General features: G+C 71.0%; 15 protein-coding genes. 11 read left to right on the forward strand and 4 right to left on the reverse strand.

Annotation, left to right across the window (positions count from 1 at the left end):
• Positions 1-38 precede the first annotated feature (38 nt).
• A complete protein-coding gene (locus ACIGW4_RS09535; protein WP_399579511.1) occupies positions 39-1,076 on the forward strand; it encodes a TauD/TfdA family dioxygenase in 1,038 nt (345 codons plus the stop codon).
• A gap of 50 nt (positions 1,077-1,126) precedes the next feature.
• Here ACIGW4_RS09535 and ACIGW4_RS09540 read toward each other — a convergent pair whose 3' ends face one another.
• On the reverse strand, positions 1,127-1,714 hold the full coding sequence (locus ACIGW4_RS09540; RefSeq protein WP_123452572.1) for a TetR/AcrR family transcriptional regulator: 588 nt from the start codon (positions 1,712-1,714) through the stop codon (positions 1,127-1,129).
• Positions 1,715-1,801: 87 nt separating this feature from the next.
• Here ACIGW4_RS09540 and ACIGW4_RS09545 point away from each other — a divergent pair, with 87 nt between their 5' ends.
• The 4 genes from ACIGW4_RS09545 to ACIGW4_RS09560 are packed head-to-tail and all read left to right on the forward strand — an operon-like array spanning position 1,802 to position 7,459.
• Entirely contained in the window at positions 1,802-3,409 is a 1,608-nt protein-coding gene (locus tag ACIGW4_RS09545; RefSeq protein WP_359587461.1) for a carboxyl transferase domain-containing protein, read from the forward strand.
• Positions 3,410-3,423: 14 nt separating this feature from the next.
• On the forward strand, positions 3,424-5,358 hold the full coding sequence (locus tag ACIGW4_RS09550) for an acetyl/propionyl/methylcrotonyl-CoA carboxylase subunit alpha (RefSeq protein WP_399579513.1): 1,935 nt from the start codon (positions 3,424-3,426) through the stop codon (positions 5,356-5,358).
• A complete protein-coding gene (locus ACIGW4_RS09555; protein WP_123452576.1) occupies positions 5,355-6,290 on the forward strand; it encodes a hydroxymethylglutaryl-CoA lyase in 936 nt (311 codons plus the stop codon). The genes ACIGW4_RS09550 and ACIGW4_RS09555 overlap by 4 nt, the downstream gene beginning before the upstream one ends.
• 8 nt (positions 6,291-6,298) lie before the next feature.
• Positions 6,299-7,459, forward strand: coding sequence for an acyl-CoA dehydrogenase family protein (locus ACIGW4_RS09560; protein ID WP_123452578.1), 1,161 nt, complete (start codon positions 6,299-6,301; stop codon positions 7,457-7,459).
• 106 nt (positions 7,460-7,565) lie between these two features.
• Here the strand turns inward: ACIGW4_RS09560 and ACIGW4_RS09565 are convergent, their stop codons facing one another.
• The 3 genes from ACIGW4_RS09565 to ACIGW4_RS09575 are packed head-to-tail and all read right to left on the reverse strand — an operon-like array spanning position 7,566 to position 10,790.
• Positions 7,566-8,222: a hypothetical protein gene (locus ACIGW4_RS09565; RefSeq protein WP_123452580.1), complete on the reverse strand. Its 657-nt coding sequence runs from the start codon at positions 8,220-8,222 to the stop codon at positions 7,566-7,568.
• 27 nt (positions 8,223-8,249) lie between these two features.
• Positions 8,250-8,564 carry a hypothetical protein gene (locus ACIGW4_RS09570; RefSeq protein WP_399579515.1) on the reverse strand — a complete coding sequence of 105 codons (315 nt, stop codon included), beginning with the start codon at positions 8,562-8,564 and terminating at the stop codon, positions 8,250-8,252.
• Between the two features lie 30 nt (positions 8,565-8,594).
• Positions 8,595-10,790: a glycoside hydrolase domain-containing protein gene (locus ACIGW4_RS09575; RefSeq protein WP_359587459.1), complete on the reverse strand. Its 2,196-nt coding sequence runs from the start codon at positions 10,788-10,790 to the stop codon at positions 8,595-8,597.
• Between the two features lie 178 nt (positions 10,791-10,968).
• On the opposite strand from ACIGW4_RS09575, the gene ACIGW4_RS09580 reads away from it, so the two are divergent.
• The 6 genes from ACIGW4_RS09580 (at position 10,969) to ACIGW4_RS09605 (ending at position 18,026) form a co-directional block, all read left to right on the forward strand.
• Positions 10,969-11,889 (forward strand): siderophore-interacting protein, encoded by a 921-nt coding sequence (locus ACIGW4_RS09580; protein ID WP_399579519.1) that lies wholly within the window; start codon positions 10,969-10,971, stop codon positions 11,887-11,889.
• 135 nt (positions 11,890-12,024) lie between these two features.
• Positions 12,025-13,503, forward strand: a complete 1,479-nt coding sequence (locus tag ACIGW4_RS09585) for a pyridoxal phosphate-dependent decarboxylase family protein (RefSeq protein WP_399579520.1) — start codon at positions 12,025-12,027, stop codon at positions 13,501-13,503.
• Complete coding sequence (locus tag ACIGW4_RS09590; protein WP_399579524.1) at positions 13,490-14,764, forward strand: lysine N(6)-hydroxylase/L-ornithine N(5)-oxygenase family protein; 1,275 nt, start codon at positions 13,490-13,492, stop codon at positions 14,762-14,764. The genes ACIGW4_RS09585 and ACIGW4_RS09590 overlap by 14 nt, the downstream gene beginning before the upstream one ends.
• Positions 14,761-15,297, forward strand: coding sequence for a GNAT family N-acetyltransferase (locus ACIGW4_RS09595; protein WP_123452589.1), 537 nt, complete (start codon positions 14,761-14,763; stop codon positions 15,295-15,297). Before ACIGW4_RS09590 ends, ACIGW4_RS09595 begins: the two co-directional genes overlap by 4 nt.
• Complete coding sequence (locus tag ACIGW4_RS09600; protein ID WP_359587443.1) at positions 15,294-17,063, forward strand: IucA/IucC family siderophore biosynthesis protein; 1,770 nt, start codon at positions 15,294-15,296, stop codon at positions 17,061-17,063. Before ACIGW4_RS09595 ends, ACIGW4_RS09600 begins: the two co-directional genes overlap by 4 nt.
• Positions 17,064-17,360: 297 nt before the next feature.
• On the forward strand, positions 17,361-18,026 hold the full coding sequence (locus ACIGW4_RS09605) for a DUF4097 family beta strand repeat-containing protein (protein WP_398708564.1): 666 nt from the start codon (positions 17,361-17,363) through the stop codon (positions 18,024-18,026).
• The last annotated feature ends 5 nt before the right edge of the window (positions 18,027-18,031 follow it).

Consider the following 18,031-nt stretch of genomic DNA (forward strand, 5'->3'; position numbering starts at 1 on the left):
GAAGGACTCGGAACAGGACGCAGAGAAGGAAAGGACGCATGAGAAAAGAATTCGCGTACGCCGACGCGCGCGCGACCGGCATCGTGCTGAGCGGGAGCGAGGCCGAGATCGTCGAGGCCTCCGCCCTCAGGATCGCCGACGAGTACGCCGGCCACTCCCTGCACGGCACCGACCTGCTGCACGCCGTGGAGCTCGCCGCCGCCGCCCTGCCCGCGCACGTCCGCCGTGCCCTCATCTCCTTCCGCGACCAGGGGAACGAGAGCGGCACCCTGCTGCTGCGCGGTCTGCCCGTGGGCGAGCTGCCCGCCACCCCCGACCGGGTGGAGGACGAACCCGCCTGGACCGAGGTCGCGGTGGCGACGATCGCGCAGCTCATGGTGATGTCCGTGCTGGGCCGCTCGATCTCCTACAGCGACGAGAAGAACGGCGACCTCGTCCAGGACGTCAGCCCCAAGCGCGGGGCCGAGAGGCGCCAGGAGAACAGCGGCTCCATCCTGCTGGAGCTGCACACCGAGGACGGCTTCCACCCGGCCGCCCCGCACTTCCTGAGCCTGCTCTGCCTGCGCGGCGACCGGGACGGGGTGGCCGCCACCGTCACCGGCGGGATCGGGGACGTGCTGCCGGCCCTCGACGCGCGGACCGTCGAGGCGCTGCGCCGGCCCGAGTTCCGGACCCGGTTCTCCAGCTCCTTCGTGCACGACACCGACGAGGAGGTGCTGACCCCGCCGATGCCGGTCCTCTCCGGCCCGGCCCACGACCCGGACCTGCGGGTGGACTTCCACGGCACGGTCGGCGTCACCGCCGAGGCCCGCGACGCCCTGGCCACGCTCCAGGCGGCGATGCTCGACGCGCTGCGCGGGATCGTGCTCCGGCCCGGCGAGCTGATCATCCTCGACAACCGGCGGACCGTGCACGGCCGCACCGGTTTCACCCCGCGGTACGACGGCGAGGACCGCTGGCTGCGGCGCTCCTTCGCCCTGGCCGACCTGCGGCCGGTCCTCGGCCGCCTCGGCGAGGGCCGCAGCCACCAGCCGGTCACCGCGCCCGCCCCGGCGCCCACTCTGACGGCCGTCTGAACCGCCGACGTCCGGGCCCGCACGCGCGTGGGGGCCCGGACGTCGGCGGTTCAGGCCGCCAGCGCCCCGAACGCCCCGTGCGCCAGCTTCCGCAGCAGGTCCTCCATCGGCCGGCGGCCGAGGGCGGCCAGGTGCGGGGTCGAGTTGAGGAGGCCGAAGACGGCGTGGACGGCCGTGCGGGACTCGGACTCCCCCGCGTCGGGGTACAGCTCGCGGACGACCGCGACCCACAGTTCGACGTACTGCCGCTGGAGCTGCCGGACCCGCTTGCGGTCCTCGTCCTTGAGCCGGTCGAGCTCGCGGTCGTGGAGGGTGATCAGCGGCCGGTCGTCGAGGGCGAAGTCGATGTGCCCGTCGATGAGGGAGGCGAGGAGCGCCCTCGGGTCGCCGTCCGATTCGGCGGCCCGCAGCCGGCCCCCGTCGAGCAGCCGCTCGCTGATGCCGACGAGCAGCTCGGCGAGCATCGCGTCCTTGCCCGGGAAGTGGCGGTAGAGGCCGGGGCCGCTGATGCCGACGGCCGCCCCTATCTCGTCCACGCCGACGCCGTGGAAGCCGCGCTCGGCGAAGAGGCGGGCGGCCTCCTTGAGGATCTGCTCGCGGCGGGTGGGCGCGTCGATCCGCGTCGGGCTCGTGGTCATGCAGGCAATTCTAGACAACCCGGTTAGCGGTCGTTAACCTGGGTGCCGTACGTTAACGCTCATTAACCGAGCAAGGGAGCTCGAGGGATGCAGCAGGCACCTGTGCTGACGAGCGCGGCGGATCCCGCGTCCGCGGCCTGGCAGGCCAATGAGGCGGCCCATCACGAGCTGGCGGCGACCCTGCGCGCCAAGCTCGCGGCGGCCGCCCTGGGCGGTGGTGAGAAGTCCAGGGCCCGGCACACCGCGCGCGGCAAGCTGCTGCCGCGGGACCGGGTGGACACGCTGCTCGACCCGGGCTCGCCGTTCCTGGAGCTGGCCCCGCTGGCGGCGAACGGCATGTACGGCGACCAGGCCCCGGCGGCCGGCGTCATCGCGGGCATCGGCCGGGTCTCCGGGCGCGAGTGCGTGATCGTGGCGAACGACGCGACCGTCAAGGGCGGCACGTACTACCCGATGACGGTGAAGAAGCACCTCCGGGCGCAGGAGGTGGCGCTGGAGAACCGTCTCCCCTGCCTCTACCTGGTCGACTCGGGCGGCGCCTTCCTGCCGATGCAGGACGAGGTCTTCCCGGACCGGGAGCACTTCGGCCGGATCTTCTTCAACCAGGCCCGGATGTCCGGCGCCGGCATCCCGCAGATCGCCGCGGTCATGGGCTCCTGCACGGCCGGCGGCGCGTACGTCCCGGCGATGAGCGACGAGGCCGTGATCGTACGGAACCAGGGGACCATCTTCCTGGGCGGCCCGCCGCTGGTGAAGGCGGCGACCGGCGAGGTCGTCACGGCCGAGGAGCTCGGCGGCGGCGAGGTCCACTCCCGGATCTCCGGCGTCACCGACCACCTGGCGGAGGACGACGCGCACGCCCTGCGGATCGTGCGGAACATCGTCGCCACGCTGCCCGAGCGCGGCCCGCTGCCGTGGAAGGTCGAGCCGGCCGAGGAGCCGAAGGTCGACCCGTACGGGCTGTACGGCGCGGTGCCGGTGGACTCCCGCACGCCGTACGACGTGCGCGAGGTGATCGCCCGGGTCGTGGACGGCTCCCGTTTCCAGGAGTTCAAGTCCGAGTACGGGCAGACGCTGGTCACCGGCTTCGCCCGGATCCACGGCCACCCGGTCGGCATCGTCGCCAACAACGGCATCCTGTTCGCCGAGTCGGCCCAGAAGGGCGCGCACTTCATCGAGCTGTGCGACCAGCGCGGGATCCCGCTCGTCTTCCTGCAGAACATCACCGGCTTCATGGTCGGCAAGGCGTACGAGCACGGCGGCATCGCGAAGCACGGCGCCAAGATGGTCACGGCCGTGGCCACCACCCGGGTGCCGAAGCTGACGGTCGTCGTCGGCGGTTCGTACGGCGCGGGCAACTACTCGATGTGCGGCCGGGCGTACTCCCCCCGCTTCCTGTGGATGTGGCCCAACGCCAAGATCTCGGTCATGGGCGGCGAGCAGGCCGCGTCCGTCCTCGCGACCGTCAAGCGCGACCAGCTCGGCGACGGGTGGAGCGCCGAGGAGGAAGAGGCCTTCAAGGCTCCGATCCGCGAGCAGTACGAGACGCAGGGCAGCGCCTACTACGCGACCGCCCGGCTGTGGGACGACGGGGTCATCGACCCCCTGGAGACCCGGCAGGTCCTCGGCCTCGCCCTGACCGCCTGTGCCAACGCGCCCCTGGGTGACCCCCAGTTCGGCGTCTTCCGGATGTGAAGGGCTCCCAGAAGATGCAGAGCATGTTCGACACCGTCCTCGTGGCCAACCGGGGCGAGATCGCCGTCCGCGTCATCCGCACCCTGCGGGAGATGGGCGTGCGCTCGGTGGCCGTCTACAGCGACGCGGACGCCGACGCCCGGCACGTGCGGGAGGCGGACACGGCGGTGCGGATCGGTCCGCCGCCGGCCGCCGAGTCGTACCTGTCCGTCCCGGCGCTGCTCGACGCGGCGAAGCGGACCGGGGCGCAGGCCGTGCACCCCGGCTACGGGTTCCTGGCGGAGAACGCGGCCTTCGCGCAGGCCTGCGCGGACGCGGGTCTCGTCTTCATCGGCCCGTCCGCCACCGCGATCTCCCTCATGGGCGACAAGATCCGCGCCAAGGAGACCGTGAAGGCCGCGGGCGTGCCCGTGGTCCCCGGCGCGGCCGACCCCGACCTGGAGGCGGCGGCCCGTGAGCTGGGCGCGCCCGTGCTGCTCAAGCCGAGCGCGGGTGGCGGCGGCAAGGGCATGCGGCTGGTCCGCGACCTGTCGACGCTCGACGACGAGATCGCGGCGGCCCGGCGCGAGGCCCGGTCCTCCTTCGGCGACGACACGCTGCTCGTGGAGCGGTGGATCGACCGGCCCCGGCACATCGAGATCCAGGTCCTGGCGGACGCCCACGGGAACGTGATCCACCTCGGCGAGCGCGAGTGCTCGCTCCAGCGCCGCCACCAGAAGATCATCGAGGAGGCGCCGAGCGTCCTGCTCACCCCGGAGATCCGGGCGTCGATGGGCGCGGCGGCGGTCGAGGCGGCGCGTTCCTGCGGCTATGTGGGCGCGGGCACGGTCGAGTTCATCGTGCCGGGCGGCGACCCCTCCTCCTACTACTTCATGGAGATGAACACCCGGCTCCAGGTCGAGCACCCGGTGACCGAGCTGATCACCGGCCTCGACCTGGTGGAGTGGCAGCTGCGGGTGGCGGCGGGCGAGCCGCTGCCGTTCGGGCAGGACGACGTCCGTCTGGACGGCTGGGCGGTCGAGGCCCGGATCTGCGCGGAGGACCCGGCGCGCGGCTTCCTGCCGTCGGGCGGCACGGTCCTCGCCCTGAACGAGCCGCGGGGGAACGGCGTCCGCACGGACTCGGGGCTCTCGGAGGGCACGGAGGTCTCGTCCCTCTACGACCCGATGCTGTCGAAGGTCATCGTCCACGCCCCGACCCGCGAGGCGGCCCTGCGCAAGCTGCGTGCGGCGCTCGGCGAACTGGTCACCCTGGGCGTGCCCACCAACGCGGGCTTCCTGCGGAGGCTGTTGGCCCACCCGGACGTCGTCGCGGGCGACCTGGACACGGGCCTGGTGGAACGCGACGCGGACAGCCTGGTCCCGCAGGGCGTCCCGGACGAGGTGTACGCGGCGGCGGCCGCCGTGCGGCGCGCGGAGCTGGCCCCGGCGCCCCGGGACGGCTGGACCGACCCGTTCGACGTGCCGAGCGGGTGGCGCCTGGGCGGCGCGGCCAAGCCGCTCACCTTCCCGTTCCGGGTACCGGGACTCGAACCCGCGACGGTGGAGGCCCCCGCCGGGGCCCGGGTCACGGACACCACCGTGACGGTCACCGTGGACGGCATGACCCACACCTTCCACCGCGCCGGGGCCTGGCTGGGCCGCGACGGCGACTCCTGGCACGTCCTGGACCACGACCCCGTCGAGGCCGCCCTCTCCGGGGCCCGGCACGGGGGTGCCGACACGCTCGCCGCGCCGATGCCCGGGACCGTGACGGTCGTGAAGGTGGCCGTCGGGGACGAGGTGGAGGCCGGGCAGAGCCTGCTGGTGGTGGAGGCGATGAAGATGGAGCACGTCATCTCCGCCCCGCACGCCGGCACCGTCACCGAGCTGGACGTCACGCCCGGCACCACCGTCGCCATGGACCAGATCCTGGCCGTGGTGACGCCCCGCGAGGAGGGGGACGCATGAGCACCGGACTGCCGATGACCGTGCCCGACCCGTCGCTGCCCGCCCGGGTGCGGATCCACGAGGTCGGCGCCCGGGACGGGCTGCAGAACGAGAAGACGGCCGTCCCGACCGGGGTGAAGGCCGAGTTCGTGCGGCGGCTCGCGGCCGCCGGGCTGACGACGATCGAGGCGACGAGCTTCGTGCACCCGAAGTGGGTGCCGCAGCTCGCCGACGCGGAGGAGCTGTTCCCGCTCGTCCGCGACCTCCCGGTCCGGCTCCCGGTGCTGGTGCCGAACGAGCGCGGTCTCGACCGCGCCCTCGCGCTGGGCGCCCGTGAGGTCGCCGTGTTCGCCTCGGCGACCGAGTCCTTCGCGAAGGCCAATCTGAACCGGACCGTGGACGAGGCGCTCGCGATGTTCGAGCCGACCGTCACCCGGGCCATAGAGGCCGGGCTGAAGGTGCGCGGCTACCTGTCGATGTGCTTCGGCGACCCGTGGGAGGGCGCCGTGCCCGTCGAGCAGGTCGTCCGGGTCACCAAGGCCCTCGCCGACATGGGCTGTGACGAGCTGAGCCTCGGGGACACCATCGGGGTCGCGACCCCGGGCCACGTCCAGGCGCTCCTGACGGCCCTGGACGAGGGCGGGGTGCCCGTCTCCCGCATCGCCGTGCACTTCCACGACACGTACGGACAGGCGCTGTCCAACACCCTGGCCGCCCTGCGGCACGGGGTGACCACCGTCGACGCCTCCGCCGGCGGCCTCGGCGGCTGCCCGTACGCGAAGAGCGCGACCGGAAATCTCGCCACCGAGGACCTCGTGTGGATGCTCGACGGTCTCGGCATCGAGACCGGGGTCGATCTGGCCGCCCTCACCGCCACGAGCGTGTGGATGGCCGAACAGCTGGGCCGGCCCAGCCCTTCCCGTACCGTCCGCGCCCTCTCCCACAAGGAGTGACGAAAGACATGTCCCTCGACCACCGGCTCACCGAAGAGCACGAGGAACTCCGCCGTACCGTCGAGGAGTTCGCCCACGACGTCGTGGCGCCGAAGATCGGCGACTACTACGAGCGGCACGAGTTCCCGTACGAGATCGTCCGCGAGATGGGCCGCATGGGCCTGTTCGGGCTGCCCTTCCCCGAGGAGTACGGCGGCATGGGCGGCGACTACCTGGCCCTCGGGATCGCCCTGGAGGAGCTGGCCCGGGTCGACTCCTCCGTGGCCATCACCCTGGAGGCGGGCGTCTCGCTCGGCGCGATGCCGGTCTACCGCTTCGGTACGGAGGAGCAGAAGCGCGAGTGGCTGCCGAAGCTGTGCTCCGGCGAGGTGCTGGGCGCCTTCGGCCTCACCGAGCCCGGCGCGGGCAGTGACGCCGGCGGCACGCGCACCACGGCCGTCCGGGACGGCGACCACTGGGTCATCAACGGTTCGAAGTGCTTCATCACCAACTCCGGTACGGACATCACGGGTCTGGTGACGGTCACGGCGGTCACCGGCCGCAAGCCCGACGGGCGTCCGCTGATCTCCTCGATCATCGTGCCGTCCGGCACCCCGGGCTTCACGGTCGCCGCCCCGTACTCGAAGGTCGGCTGGAACGCCTCGGACACCCGTGAGCTCTCCTTCGACGACGTCCGCGTCCCGGTGGGGAACCTCCTCGGCGAGGAGGGCCGTGGGTACGCGCAGTTCCTGCGGATCCTGGACGAGGGCCGGGTCGCGATCGCGGCGCTGGCGACGGGCCTGGCGCAGGGCTGTGTGGACGAGTCGGTGAAGTACGCGAAGGAGCGTCACGCCTTCGGGTCGCCGATCAGCACGTACCAGGCGGTCCAGTTCAAGATCGCCGACATGGAGACGAAGGCTCACATGGCCCGGATCGGCTGGCGGGACGCGGCCTCCCGTCTGGTCCTCGGCGAGCCGTTCAAGAAGGAGGCGGCGATCGCGAAGCTGTACTCCTCCACGGTGGCGGTGGACAACGCCCGTGAGGCGACCCAGATCCACGGCGGCTACGGCTTCATGAACGAGTACCCGGTGGCCCGGATGTGGCGCGACTCGAAGATCCTGGAGATCGGCGAGGGCACCAGCGAGGTCCAGCGGATGCTGATCGCCCGGGAGCTGGGCCTGCCGGCCTGACGGGACGGACGGACAGGGTGAAGGGGCGCGCGGCCCGAGCCGCGCGCCCCTTCCTCGTGTCCTGCCGGCCGGCCCTCGTGTCCTGCCGACCGACCCTCGTGTCCTGCTAGCCGGCCGTCACTCCGGCGCCCCGGCCCGGCGTGGCGTTCCACTCCCGGATCCGGGCGGCGAGGTCGGCGAGACGCGGGTCGAGCGGGCCGACGGCGATGTAGAACAGCGACTCGTCCACCGGCTTGTCGTCACCGCCCCAGCGGACCACACCGCCGCAGTCCGCGAGGACGGCACGGACGGCGTCGAGCTGGAGCGGGAAGAGCGAGCCCTGCGTCGCCCCGGTCCCCGGGCGGATCCGCACGGCCGTGCCGGACGCGAGGTTCGACTCGGGGTGGCGGCGGCGCACCTCCTTGGCGGGGCGCCAGCCGACGAGGTCGCCGGCGTGGAGCTCCTCGACCTCGTAGTGGAAGCGGCGCACGACGTGGAGCAGGACGGTCTCGACGTCACCGATCCACACGGGCACGGTCAGTCCGGTGCCGGACACCGAGCGGGTCCACACCTGGGAGTCGCGGTCGACGTTGGTCTGGATCGTCCAGCCGTTCGCGGACGTCGCCGGGCGCCTGGGCTTCCGGGTCCCCGTGACGGCGCCCGTACCCGCGCCCGTGCCCGGTGCGGCCGTGGCGGTGGCGGACAGGACCGGGCCGAGGGCGGCGGCGGCCCCCACGACGGCGGCGGTCCGCACGACCGTACGCCGCGTCATCTTCTGCTGCATGTGCTTCGTTCTCCTCTCGAGTCTTCGTCAGAACAGCCCGATCGCGAAGAAAGGCGCCAGGGAAGCCACCGCGCACACCGTCCAGAACACGGTCCTCGACACCGGCGTCCGGCGCCTGAGGCGCGCGTTCACCAGGCCCCAGACGAGGCCGTAGAGCCCGACGACCGGTACGACGATGACCAGCCACAGCCACATGCCGTCGTTCTCGTTCGGGTCCCGCTCCGTCCACCCGAGGGTGGCGAGCGGCCCGTTGGCCAGGACGTACCAGACCAGGAAGACCGGAACGACGCCCGGCACGCCGAGCAGCAGGTTCACCCCGGCCGGCAGGAGCAGCTTCCTCATGTGTCCATTCTTCGCGATCGGCGGGGGCCGCTAGACGCGGCTGAGCGCGTTGTAGTTCTCCAGGACCTGGTACAGCCCGATGAGTTCCTGCCCGTACTTCTGCGCGTCGGGGCCGGTGCCGTTGTACCGGGCCAGCAGCGCCTGCGTGTCGGCGAGGCTGGTGGTCAGCGACGGCGAGGGAATGCTCAGCTGGTAGGAGTTGTACATCGTGAGGTACGCGACGGAGCGGATGTTGTACTCGGGGTCCTGGAGCTGGTCCCAGACCGCCTTCTTGTCGGCGCTGGTCAGCGGGCTCGCGTTGAGGTAGCCCTGCTGGATGCAGTAGTTCCGGGCCTCGATGGTCACCCAGGCGAAGATCTGGCCCCAGCCCGTGCTGCAGTCCTCCCTCAGGCCGGCCCTCACGGCGTCGTCGGCGAGCGGGTCGAGCGGGTTCAGCTTGCGCAGCTCCCACAGGACGGGGGCCTGGATGAGCGCCTTGCGGATCCTGAGCGTCCTGGCGAGGTTGGTGAACAGCCAGTCGTAGCTGAGAACCGCGTTGAAGGCCTCGGTGGTGGAGATCAGCCCGTACGTGACCCAGTCGTCGTCGACCCAGCCCTCGCCGCCGGACTCCGGGACGCCGATGGAGGTGAGGTAGGACTGGACGTCCGCGAGCAGGGGCGCGCGGTACTTGGCCTGGTCGAGGTCCTTGTCCAGGCCGGAGACGATGCCCGACGGCGGGTAGAAGTCGTTCTGGCCCTGGTCGCGGCCGGAGGCCATGTCGTTGTCGATGTTGATGGCGCCGGTGCCGGAGCCGACCGTGATCGTGGAGATCTGGTCGAAGGCCCACTTGGTCGGCAGCGGGTATCCGAGGTTTCCGGAGAAGCCGGCCGACATGTCGGAGACGAAGGCGGTCTCGGCGTACCCGGCGTCGGTGACGCGCTGGCAGATGTTGCGCGGGCCGTAGACGCCGACGCGGTAGCCGGAGTTCTCGGCGACGGTCCGGGCGATGCCACGGAAGTGCGGGAGGATGAAGTCGGTGACCTCGCCGTCCATGGCGTCGTAGTCGACGGCGAAGTAGATGATCGAGCCCGGCTTGAAGCCGTGCGCCCTGGCCCATTCGACGGCGTTGGACGCGTCGACGCAGCCCTGGCCGTACTTGAAGTAGCTCGCCGAGTCGGAGAACGTCTGGTAGATCGGGAAGCAGCGCAGGCCGTAGTTCTTGATCGTCTCCAGCTCGCCCGGCTGGATCTGCTTCTCCGGCAGGCTGGTCTTCGAGGGGTTGTAGAGGTACCGGCCGACGTACCGGTAACCCGCGTTGACGAGGGTCTGGGCGCGCTCCGGCGTGATCTTGGTGACGCAGTCGCAGGCGCTGCCCCTGCGGGTCTGGTCGCCGTACGAGACGAGCAGCGAGGACCAGGTCGCGTAGTCGCCGACGCCGGTGACCGGGAGCAGGGAGAAGGCCTGGAAGGTCTCGACCTCGCTCTGGACGGCGCCGGTGAACTCGCCGAAGAGGACGTTGCGCTTGTTGAGGACCATCGCGGCCGTGAACAGGTACGCCCAGGTGCTGCTGTTGCCCTGGCCGACGGTGTGGGACTTCAGGCCGGACTGGGTGCCGGGGCCGAAGTTGCCGTTGGCGACGCCGTCGGCCATGCCCAGCTCGTACTGGATCGCGAAGAGCATGGACTTCGCGACGTCGCGGGAGTGGTGGCCGTCGCAGGGGATGACGTAGAAGTCGCGGCGGTTCACGTAGCGCGCGTTCAGCCACCGCTGGACGGTGCGGATCTGCTCGTTGGCGCCGGCGGTGCTGACGTACGCGTCCATGTTGAGCAGGCCCTTGACGACCTTCGGCTCCAGGGACGTGCCCGGGTAGGCGCCGTCCACGCCCATGTGGAGCTTGAGCTGCGCCACGGCGCTCTGGACCCGGCTGTTGTAGACGCCGTCGATCTCGCCGCCGTCGTAGCCCTTGCAGTACAGGGCGGACTGGATGATGCGGCAGAAGTTCGCCGACGGCATCGTGGAGGCGTTGAGGCTCGGGAACTTCGTCTGCAGCGTGGACAGCGTGGTGGGCCCGAAGGCGTTCGACAGGCTGGTGAGGCCCATCTCATACTGGAGGGCCCGGGTGAGGGCGTACATGACCGTCCAGCCGGTCTTGCCGTCCTCGTCCAGCTTGGATATGCCCAGCGTCGCCCCGTTGTCGTAGGTCGAGTTGATGAAGCGCTGGGCCCTCTCGACCATTGCGTCAGCCATGGATCTCCTTCGTCTGCGGCAACGCACGCGGAGAGGCGTCGCGCCGTCGCCGAAACGAGGAGCCCCCCTCTCCTGATTCAGGCAGACCCTAGCAGCGAAACCCCCACTGTTGATCAAGATGAGGTTAGGCTAACCTACCTTCGACTTGCCCGGGCCGACCAAGAAGGTGCCCCGACCCATGACGCACACCGAGACCGCCCCCTTCCAGTTCTTCTCCCTCCAGGTCGACCGGACGCGGCGGCTCGGCCCGTCCCTGGTCCGGATCACCTTCACCGGGGACGACCTGAAGGGCTTCGCCGCCGGGGGTCGCGACCAGTCGCTCTCCCTCTTCCTGCCCCACCCCGGCCAGGACGCGCCCGTCCTGCCGCCCCTGGACGACCCGGACATGTACGCGATCCTGGGCGCCTGGCGGGCGATGCCCCACGACGTGCGGGCCGTGATGCGCTCGTACACCGTCCGCGAGCAGCGCACCGAGCCGAACGAGATCGACATCGACTTCGCCCTCCACGAGGACGGCGGCCCGGCCTGCCGCTGGGCCGGCCGCGCCGAGCCCGGCGACCGGGTGGTGGTCCTGGGCCCGGCGGTCGCCGCGAACACGGGCGTCCGCTTCCAGCTGCCCGAGGACGCCGACTCCGTACTGATCTGGGCCGACGAGACGGCCCTGCCCGCCGCCTCCGCGATCCTGGAGTGGCTGCCGGCCGAGACCCGCGCCCGGGTGTTCCTGGAAGTGCCGTACTCCGGCGACCGGATGGAGCTCGCGACCGAGGCGGACGCCACGGTCACCTGGCTCGTACGGGAGGAGGGGGCGCCGTCCGCCGTCGACGCGGTGTCCGCCGTCCAGCTGCCCGGCGAGGCGCCGTACGTCTGGATCGCGGGCGAGTCGGGCGCCGTGAAGGCGCTGCGCCGCCACTTCGTACGGGAGCGGGGGCTCGACCGCCGCCGGGTCACGTTCGTCGGCTACTGGCGCAAGGGCCTGTCCGAGGACGCCCTGCGCGAGGTGCCGGACGAGACGGCGCAGGACGAGGTGCAGGACGCGGCGGCTCAGGAGGCGGCTCCTCGGGACGCGACTCCTCAGGGCCGGGCGCAGGACGCGGCTTAAGCCCTCCCCGCACCCCCGCACCCCCCAGGGCCAACGGCCCCCCAGCCCCTCCGGGTTGGGGGGCCGTTGTGCTGGAAAGTTAGGTTAGGCTAACCTAACCAAGACCGACCGAGTCCGCTCCCGGAAGGGCCCCACATGCGTTCCCACCTGCTCAACGACACGACGGCGGAGAGCTACCGGCGCTCCGTCACCGAAGGAGTGGAGCGGGTGGCGAGGAAACTCGCGACGACGCGCGGCCCGTTCACGGGCGTGACGCCCTCCGAGCTGGCCCCCGCCGTCGACGCCGTCGACCTCGACCGGCCGCTCGGCGACGCCTCCGCCGCCCTCGACGAGCTGGAGGACGTCTACCTCCGCGACGCCGTCTACTTCCACCACCCCCGCTACCTCGCGCACCTCAACTGCCCGGTGGTCATCCCCGCCGTCCTCGGCGAGGCCGTCCTCTCGGCGGTCAACTCCTCCCTCGACACCTGGGACCAGAGCGCCGGCGGCACCCTCATCGAGCGGAAGCTGATCGACTGGACCACCCGCCGGATCGGCCTCGGCCCGCTCGCCGACGGCGTCTTCACCAGCGGCGGCACCCAGTCCAACCTCCAGGCCCTGCTCCTCGCCCGCGAGGAGACCGGCACCACCGACCTGTCGAAACTGCGGATCTTCTCCTCCGAGTGCAGCCACTTCAGCGTCCAGAAGTCGGCCCGGCTGCTCGGCCTCGGCCGCGACGCCGTCGTCTCCGTCCCGGTCGACCGGAACAGGCGGATGCAGTCCGTCGTCCTCGCCGCCGAGCTGGAGGCCTGCCGGGCCGAGGGCCTGATCCCGATGGCGATCGTCGCCACCGCCGGCACCACCGACTTCGGCTCCATCGACCCGCTCCCCGAGATCGCCAACCTGGCCGCCGAGTACGGCGCCTGGATGCACGTCGACGCCGCCTACGGCTGCGGACTGCTCGCCTCCCGCACCCGCCGGCACCTCCTGGACGGCATCGAGCGGGCCGACTCGGTCACCGTCGACTACCACAAGTCCTTCTTCCAGCCGGTGAGCTCCTCCGCCGTCCTGGTCCGCGACGGCGCCACCCTGCGCCACGCGACCTACCACGCGGACTACCTCAACCCGCTCCCCCAGGCTCTCGGCTCCGCTCGGGCAGGGGGGACCCCCTCGACGCTCGCCGAGAAGATCCCCAACCAGGTCGACAAGTCCCTCCAGACCACCCGCCGCTTCGACGCGCTCAAGCTCTGGATGACCCTGCGCGTGATGGGCGCCGACGGCATCGGCGAGCTCTTCGACGAGGTCTGCGGCCTGGCCCGCGAGGGGTTCGAGCTGCTCGCCGCCGACCCGCGCTACGACGTCGTGGTCGAGCCGCAGCTCTCCACCCTGGTCTACCGCTACGTCCCGGAGGCCGTCACCGACCCCGCCGACATCGACCGGGCCAATCTCTACGCCCGCAAGGCCCTGTTCGCCTCGGGCGAGGCCGTCGTCGCCGGCACCAAGGTCGACGGCCGCCAGTACCTCAAGTTCACCCTGCTCAACCCCGAGACGACGCCGGCCGACATCGCCGCCGTCCTCGATCTGATCGCCGGCCACGCCGAGCAGTACCTGGGAGAGAACCTTGTCCACGCCTGAGCCGTACGACTTCATCGGGATCGGGCTCGGTCCGTTCAACCTCGGACTCGCCTGCCTGACCGAGCCGATCGCCGAGCTGAACGGCGTCTTCCTGGAGTCCAAGCCGGACTTCGAGTGGCACTCGGGGATGTTCCTCGACGGCGCCCACCTCCAGACCCCCTTCATGTCGGACCTGGTCACCCTCGCGGACCCGACCTCCCCGTACTCCTTCCTGAACTACCTGAAGGAGAAGGGCCGGCTGTACTCCTTCTACATCCGCGAGAACTTCTACCCGCTGCGCACCGAGTACAACGACTACTGCCGCTGGGCCGCCGGAAAACTCACGTCGATCCGCTTCTCGACGACCGTCGCCTCGGTCGCGTACGACGAGGGCACCGAGCTGTACGAGGTGACCACGACCGCCGGAGAAACGTTCCGCGCGTCCCGGATCGTCCTCGGCACCGGCACCCCGCCGTACGTCCCGGAGACCTGCGAGGGCCTCGGCGGCGACCTGATCCACAACTCGCGCTACCTCCCGAACAAGGAGGAGCTCCAGAAGAAGAGGTCGATCACCCTGGTCGGCAGCGGCCAGAGCGCGGCGGAGATCTACCACGACCTCCTGAGCGAGATCGACGTCCACGGCTACAGGCTGAACTGGGTGACCCGCTCCCCCCGCTTCTTCCCGCTCGAATACACCAAGCTCACCCTGGAGATGACCTCCCCGGAGTACGTGGACTACTTCCACGGCCTGCCCGAGCGGACCCGCTACCGCCTGGAGACGGAACAGAAGGGCCTCTTCAAGGGAATCGACGGCGAGCTCATCGACGCGATCTTCGACCTGCTCTACCAGAAGAACCTGGACGGCCCGGTCCCCACGCGTCTCCTCACCAACTCGTCGCTGAACTCCGCCGCGTACGACTCCACGACGGGCACGTACACGCTCGGCTTCCGCCAGGAGGAGCAGGAGAAGGACTTCACCCTGGAGACCGAGGGCCTGATCCTCGCCACGGGCTACAAGTACACCGTCCCCGCGTTCCTGAAGCCGGTCGAGGACCGCCTCCGCTTCGACGGCCGGGGCCGCTTCGACGTGGCTCGCAACTACGCGATCGACACCACGGGCCGCGGGATCTTCCTGCAGAACGCCGGCGTCCACACCCACTCGATCACCTCGCCGGACCTGGGCATGGGCCCGTACCGCAACGCGTACATCATCGGGGAGATGCTGGGTTCCGAGTACTACCCCGTAGAGAAGACCATCGCGTTCCAGGAGTTCGCCGTATGACCGCCCTCGTCCACATACGCCCCCTCGACCCCCTGAAGGACGCCGAGCTGATCCACCCCTGGGTCACCCACCCCAAGGCCGCCTTCTGGATGATGCAGGACGCGAAGCTCCAGGACGTCGAGCGGGAGTACATGGCGATCGCCGCGAACCCGCACCACGACGCCTTCATCGGGCTCGTCGACGGTGAGCCCGCCTTCCTCATGGAGCGGTACGACCCTTCCCGCGTCGAGCTCGTCGGGCTCTACGAGGCGCGGCCCGGCGACGTCGGGATGCACTTCCTCGTCGCGCCCACCGACACCCCCGTGCACGGCTTCACCCGGACCGTGATCACCGCCGTGATGGCGGAGCTGTTCGCCGACCCGGCGACCGCCCGCGTGGTCGTCGAGCCCGACGTCCGCAACAAGGCCGTCCACGCGCTCAACGAGGCCGTCGGCTTCGTGCCCGAGCGCGAGATCCAGAAGCCCGAGAAGAAGGCCCTGCTGAGCTTCTGCACCCGCGCCCAGTTCGAGACCGCCGTCGGAGCCGCCGCATGAACCCCGTCGCACACCTCACCCCCGAGCGCTGGGCCGCCGCCAACCGCGCCCTGATCCGCAAGGGCCTCGCCGAGTTCGCCCACGAGCGGCTGCTGAACCCCAAGGAGCTGGGCGAGAGCCGCTACCAGGTCCTCAGCGACGACGGCACGACCGAGTACCGCTTCACCGCCGACCGCTTCGCGCTCGACCACTGGCAGGTCTACCCGGACTCGATCAGCCGCCACCGGGGCGACGAGCAGCTCCCGCTGGACGCGCTCCAGTTCGTCATCGAGCTGCGCGGCTCCCTCGGTCTGAGCGACGAGGTCCTGCCGGTCTACCTGGAGGAGATCTCCTCCACCCTGGCCGGCACGGCCTACAAGTCGACCAAGCCGCCCGTGACCTCCGCCGAACTGGCCCGCGCCGGCTTCCAGGCGATCGAGACCGGGATGACCGAGGGCCACCCCTGCTTCGTCGCCAACAACGGGCGGCTGGGCTTCGGCGTCGACGAGTACCGGGCGTACGCCCCCGAGGCCGCGAGCGGGATCCGGCTGATCTGGCTGGCCGCGCACCGCGACCGGGCCACCTTCACGGCCGGGGCGGACATCGAGTACGAGGCGTTCGTCCGCGCGGAGCTCGGCGACGCGACGGTGGACGGCTTCGCCGCGGCCCTCGCGGACCGGGGCCTGGACCTCTCGGACTACCTCCTCGTGCCGGCCCACCCCTGGCAGTGGTGGAACAAGCTGTCCGTCACCTTCGCCGCCGAGGTCGCGCAGCAGCGCCTGGTCTACCTGGGCGAGGGCGACGACACGTATCTGGCGCAGCAGTCGATCCGCACCTTCTTCAACACCTCCGACCCGGCCAAGCACTACGTGAAGACGGCCCTGTCCGTCCTCAACATGGGCTTCATGCGGGGTCTGTCGGCGGCGTACATGGAGGCCACTCCGGCGATCAACGACTGGCTGCACGGTCTGATCGAGGCGGACGCCACGCTCAAGTCGGCCCGGTTCTCGATCATCCGGGAGCGGGCGGCGGTCGGCTACCGGCACCTGGAGTACGAGGCCGCGACCGACCGCTACTCCCCCTACCGCAAGATGCTGGCCGCGCTCTGGCGCGAGTCCCCGGTGCCGTCCCTCGCCGAGGGCGAGCGCCTGGCGACGATGGCCTCGCTGCTCCACCTGGACCACGCGGGCGCGTCGTTCGCGGGCGCGCTGATCGGGGAGTCGGGCCTGGAGCCGAGGGAGTGGCTCCGCCGGTACCTGGACGCGTACCTCCTGCCGGTCCTGCACTGCTTCTACGCGTACGACCTGGTCTTCATGCCGCACGGCGAGAACGTGATCCTCGTCCTCGACGAGCGCGGCGCGGTCGTCCGGGCGGTCTTCAAGGACATCGCGGAGGAGATCTGCGTGATGGACCCGGCGGCGGTCCTCCCGCCGGCGGTGGGGCGCATCCGCGCCGAGGTCCCGGAGGACATGAAGCTCCTGTCGGTCTTCACGGACGTCTTCGACTGCTTCTTCCGCTTCCTGGGCGCGACCCTGGCGGCGGAGGGGGTCCTCGACGAGGACGGCTTCTGGCGGACGGTCGCGGAGTGCGTGCGCGCCTACCAGGAGTCGAAGCCGGAACTGGCGGAGAAGTTCGCGCGGTACGACATGTTCGCGCCGACCTTCGCCCTCTCCGCCCTCAACCGCCTCCAGCTCCGCAACAACAGGCAGATGGTCGACCTGGCGGACCCGTCGGCGGCCCTCCAGCTGGTCGGCGACCTGGTGAACCCGATCGCGCGGTTCGTCTGACCTTCCTTCCCCCATGCCGATGCGAGCCCCGCCGGAGTACGGTCCTCCGGCGGGGCTCGCATCTGTGCGCGCCGGTCGGGGCGCCGTAGCCCTTCGCCGGTCCTGACGTAGCGTTCGCCATCACCTCATTGCAACAGATCATTTCTTTGGCGTTGCGTTATCTCCAGAACCGTTGCAACGATATTCGTGCTTCTACCTGCACTTTCTCCGTTTTGACGCAACAAGCTCGTTGCCTGATACGAGAACGCAACGTAGCGTTTGTCCTGTCAGAAACGAGATGCGCCCAAGGAGAGCACCATGCAGAAGTTCGCCACCACCGCCCCGATCACCGCCGCCCTCGACATCCCCGCCGGCCGTGTGCAGCTCATCGCCGCCGACCGGGCCGACACCACCGTCGAGGTCCGGCCCGCGGACGGGACGAAGAGCCGGGACGTGAAGGCGGCCGAGCGGATCACGGTCGAGTACCGCGACGGCGTCCTGCGGATCGCGGCCCCGGCCGCGAAGAACCGGGTCCTCGGGAACTCCGGCTCCGTCGAGGTGACCGTCCAACTGCCCGCCGGCTCCCGGGTCGAGGCGCAGGCCGCCCTGGCCGACTTCCGGGGCGTGGGGCGCCTCGGCGACGTCACGCTCGACGCCGCGCAGGGCACGGTCAAGCTCGACGAGACCGCCGCCGCCCGCCTCGCCCTCCAGGACGGCGACATCACGGTCGGCCGGCTGGGCGGCCCCGCCGAGATCAGCACCCAGAAGGGCGACCTCCGCGTCGCCGAGGCCGTGACCGGCACCGTCGCCCTCACCACCCGGGCCGGCGACATCACCGTCGGCGCCGCTCCGGGCGTCTCCGCCACCCTCGACGCCGGCACCGCCCTCGGCCGTGTCCACAACTCCCTCAGGAACACCGGGGACGCCGCCCTGGACATCCGCGCCACCACCTCCCTCGGCGACATCACCGCCCACAGCCTCTGACGCAC

The organism is Streptomyces sp. NPDC053513 (assembly GCF_044544765.1).
In the GTDB taxonomy this organism is placed as follows: domain Bacteria; phylum Actinomycetota; class Actinomycetes; order Streptomycetales; family Streptomycetaceae; genus Streptomyces; species Streptomyces litmocidini.

What these genes read in the sequence shown, in the direction of transcription:
- ACIGW4_RS09535 (WP_399579511.1), top strand. Translation starts at nt 39, where the DNA reads ATGAGAAAAGAATTCGCGTACGCCGACGCGCGCGCGACCGGCATCGTG.
- ACIGW4_RS09540 (WP_123452572.1), bottom strand. Translation starts at nt 1,714, where the DNA reads ATGACCACGAGCCCGACGCGGATCGACGCGCCCACCCGCCGCGAGCAG.
- ACIGW4_RS09545 (WP_359587461.1), top strand. Translation starts at nt 1,802, where the DNA reads ATGCAGCAGGCACCTGTGCTGACGAGCGCGGCGGATCCCGCGTCCGCG.
- ACIGW4_RS09550 (WP_399579513.1), top strand. Translation starts at nt 3,424, where the DNA reads ATGCAGAGCATGTTCGACACCGTCCTCGTGGCCAACCGGGGCGAGATC.
- ACIGW4_RS09555 (WP_123452576.1), top strand. Translation starts at nt 5,355, where the DNA reads ATGAGCACCGGACTGCCGATGACCGTGCCCGACCCGTCGCTGCCCGCC.
- ACIGW4_RS09560 (WP_123452578.1), top strand. Translation starts at nt 6,299, where the DNA reads ATGTCCCTCGACCACCGGCTCACCGAAGAGCACGAGGAACTCCGCCGT.
- ACIGW4_RS09565 (WP_123452580.1), bottom strand. Translation starts at nt 8,222, where the DNA reads ATGCAGCAGAAGATGACGCGGCGTACGGTCGTGCGGACCGCCGCCGTC.
- ACIGW4_RS09570 (WP_399579515.1), bottom strand. Translation starts at nt 8,564, where the DNA reads ATGAGGAAGCTGCTCCTGCCGGCCGGGGTGAACCTGCTGCTCGGCGTG.
- ACIGW4_RS09575 (WP_359587459.1), bottom strand. Translation starts at nt 10,790, where the DNA reads ATGGCTGACGCAATGGTCGAGAGGGCCCAGCGCTTCATCAACTCGACC.
- ACIGW4_RS09580 (WP_399579519.1), top strand. Translation starts at nt 10,969, where the DNA reads ATGACGCACACCGAGACCGCCCCCTTCCAGTTCTTCTCCCTCCAGGTC.
- ACIGW4_RS09585 (WP_399579520.1), top strand. Translation starts at nt 12,025, where the DNA reads ATGCGTTCCCACCTGCTCAACGACACGACGGCGGAGAGCTACCGGCGC.
- ACIGW4_RS09595 (WP_123452589.1), top strand. Translation starts at nt 14,761, where the DNA reads ATGACCGCCCTCGTCCACATACGCCCCCTCGACCCCCTGAAGGACGCC.
- ACIGW4_RS09600 (WP_359587443.1), top strand. Translation starts at nt 15,294, where the DNA reads ATGAACCCCGTCGCACACCTCACCCCCGAGCGCTGGGCCGCCGCCAAC.
- ACIGW4_RS09605 (WP_398708564.1), top strand. Translation starts at nt 17,361, where the DNA reads ATGCAGAAGTTCGCCACCACCGCCCCGATCACCGCCGCCCTCGACATC.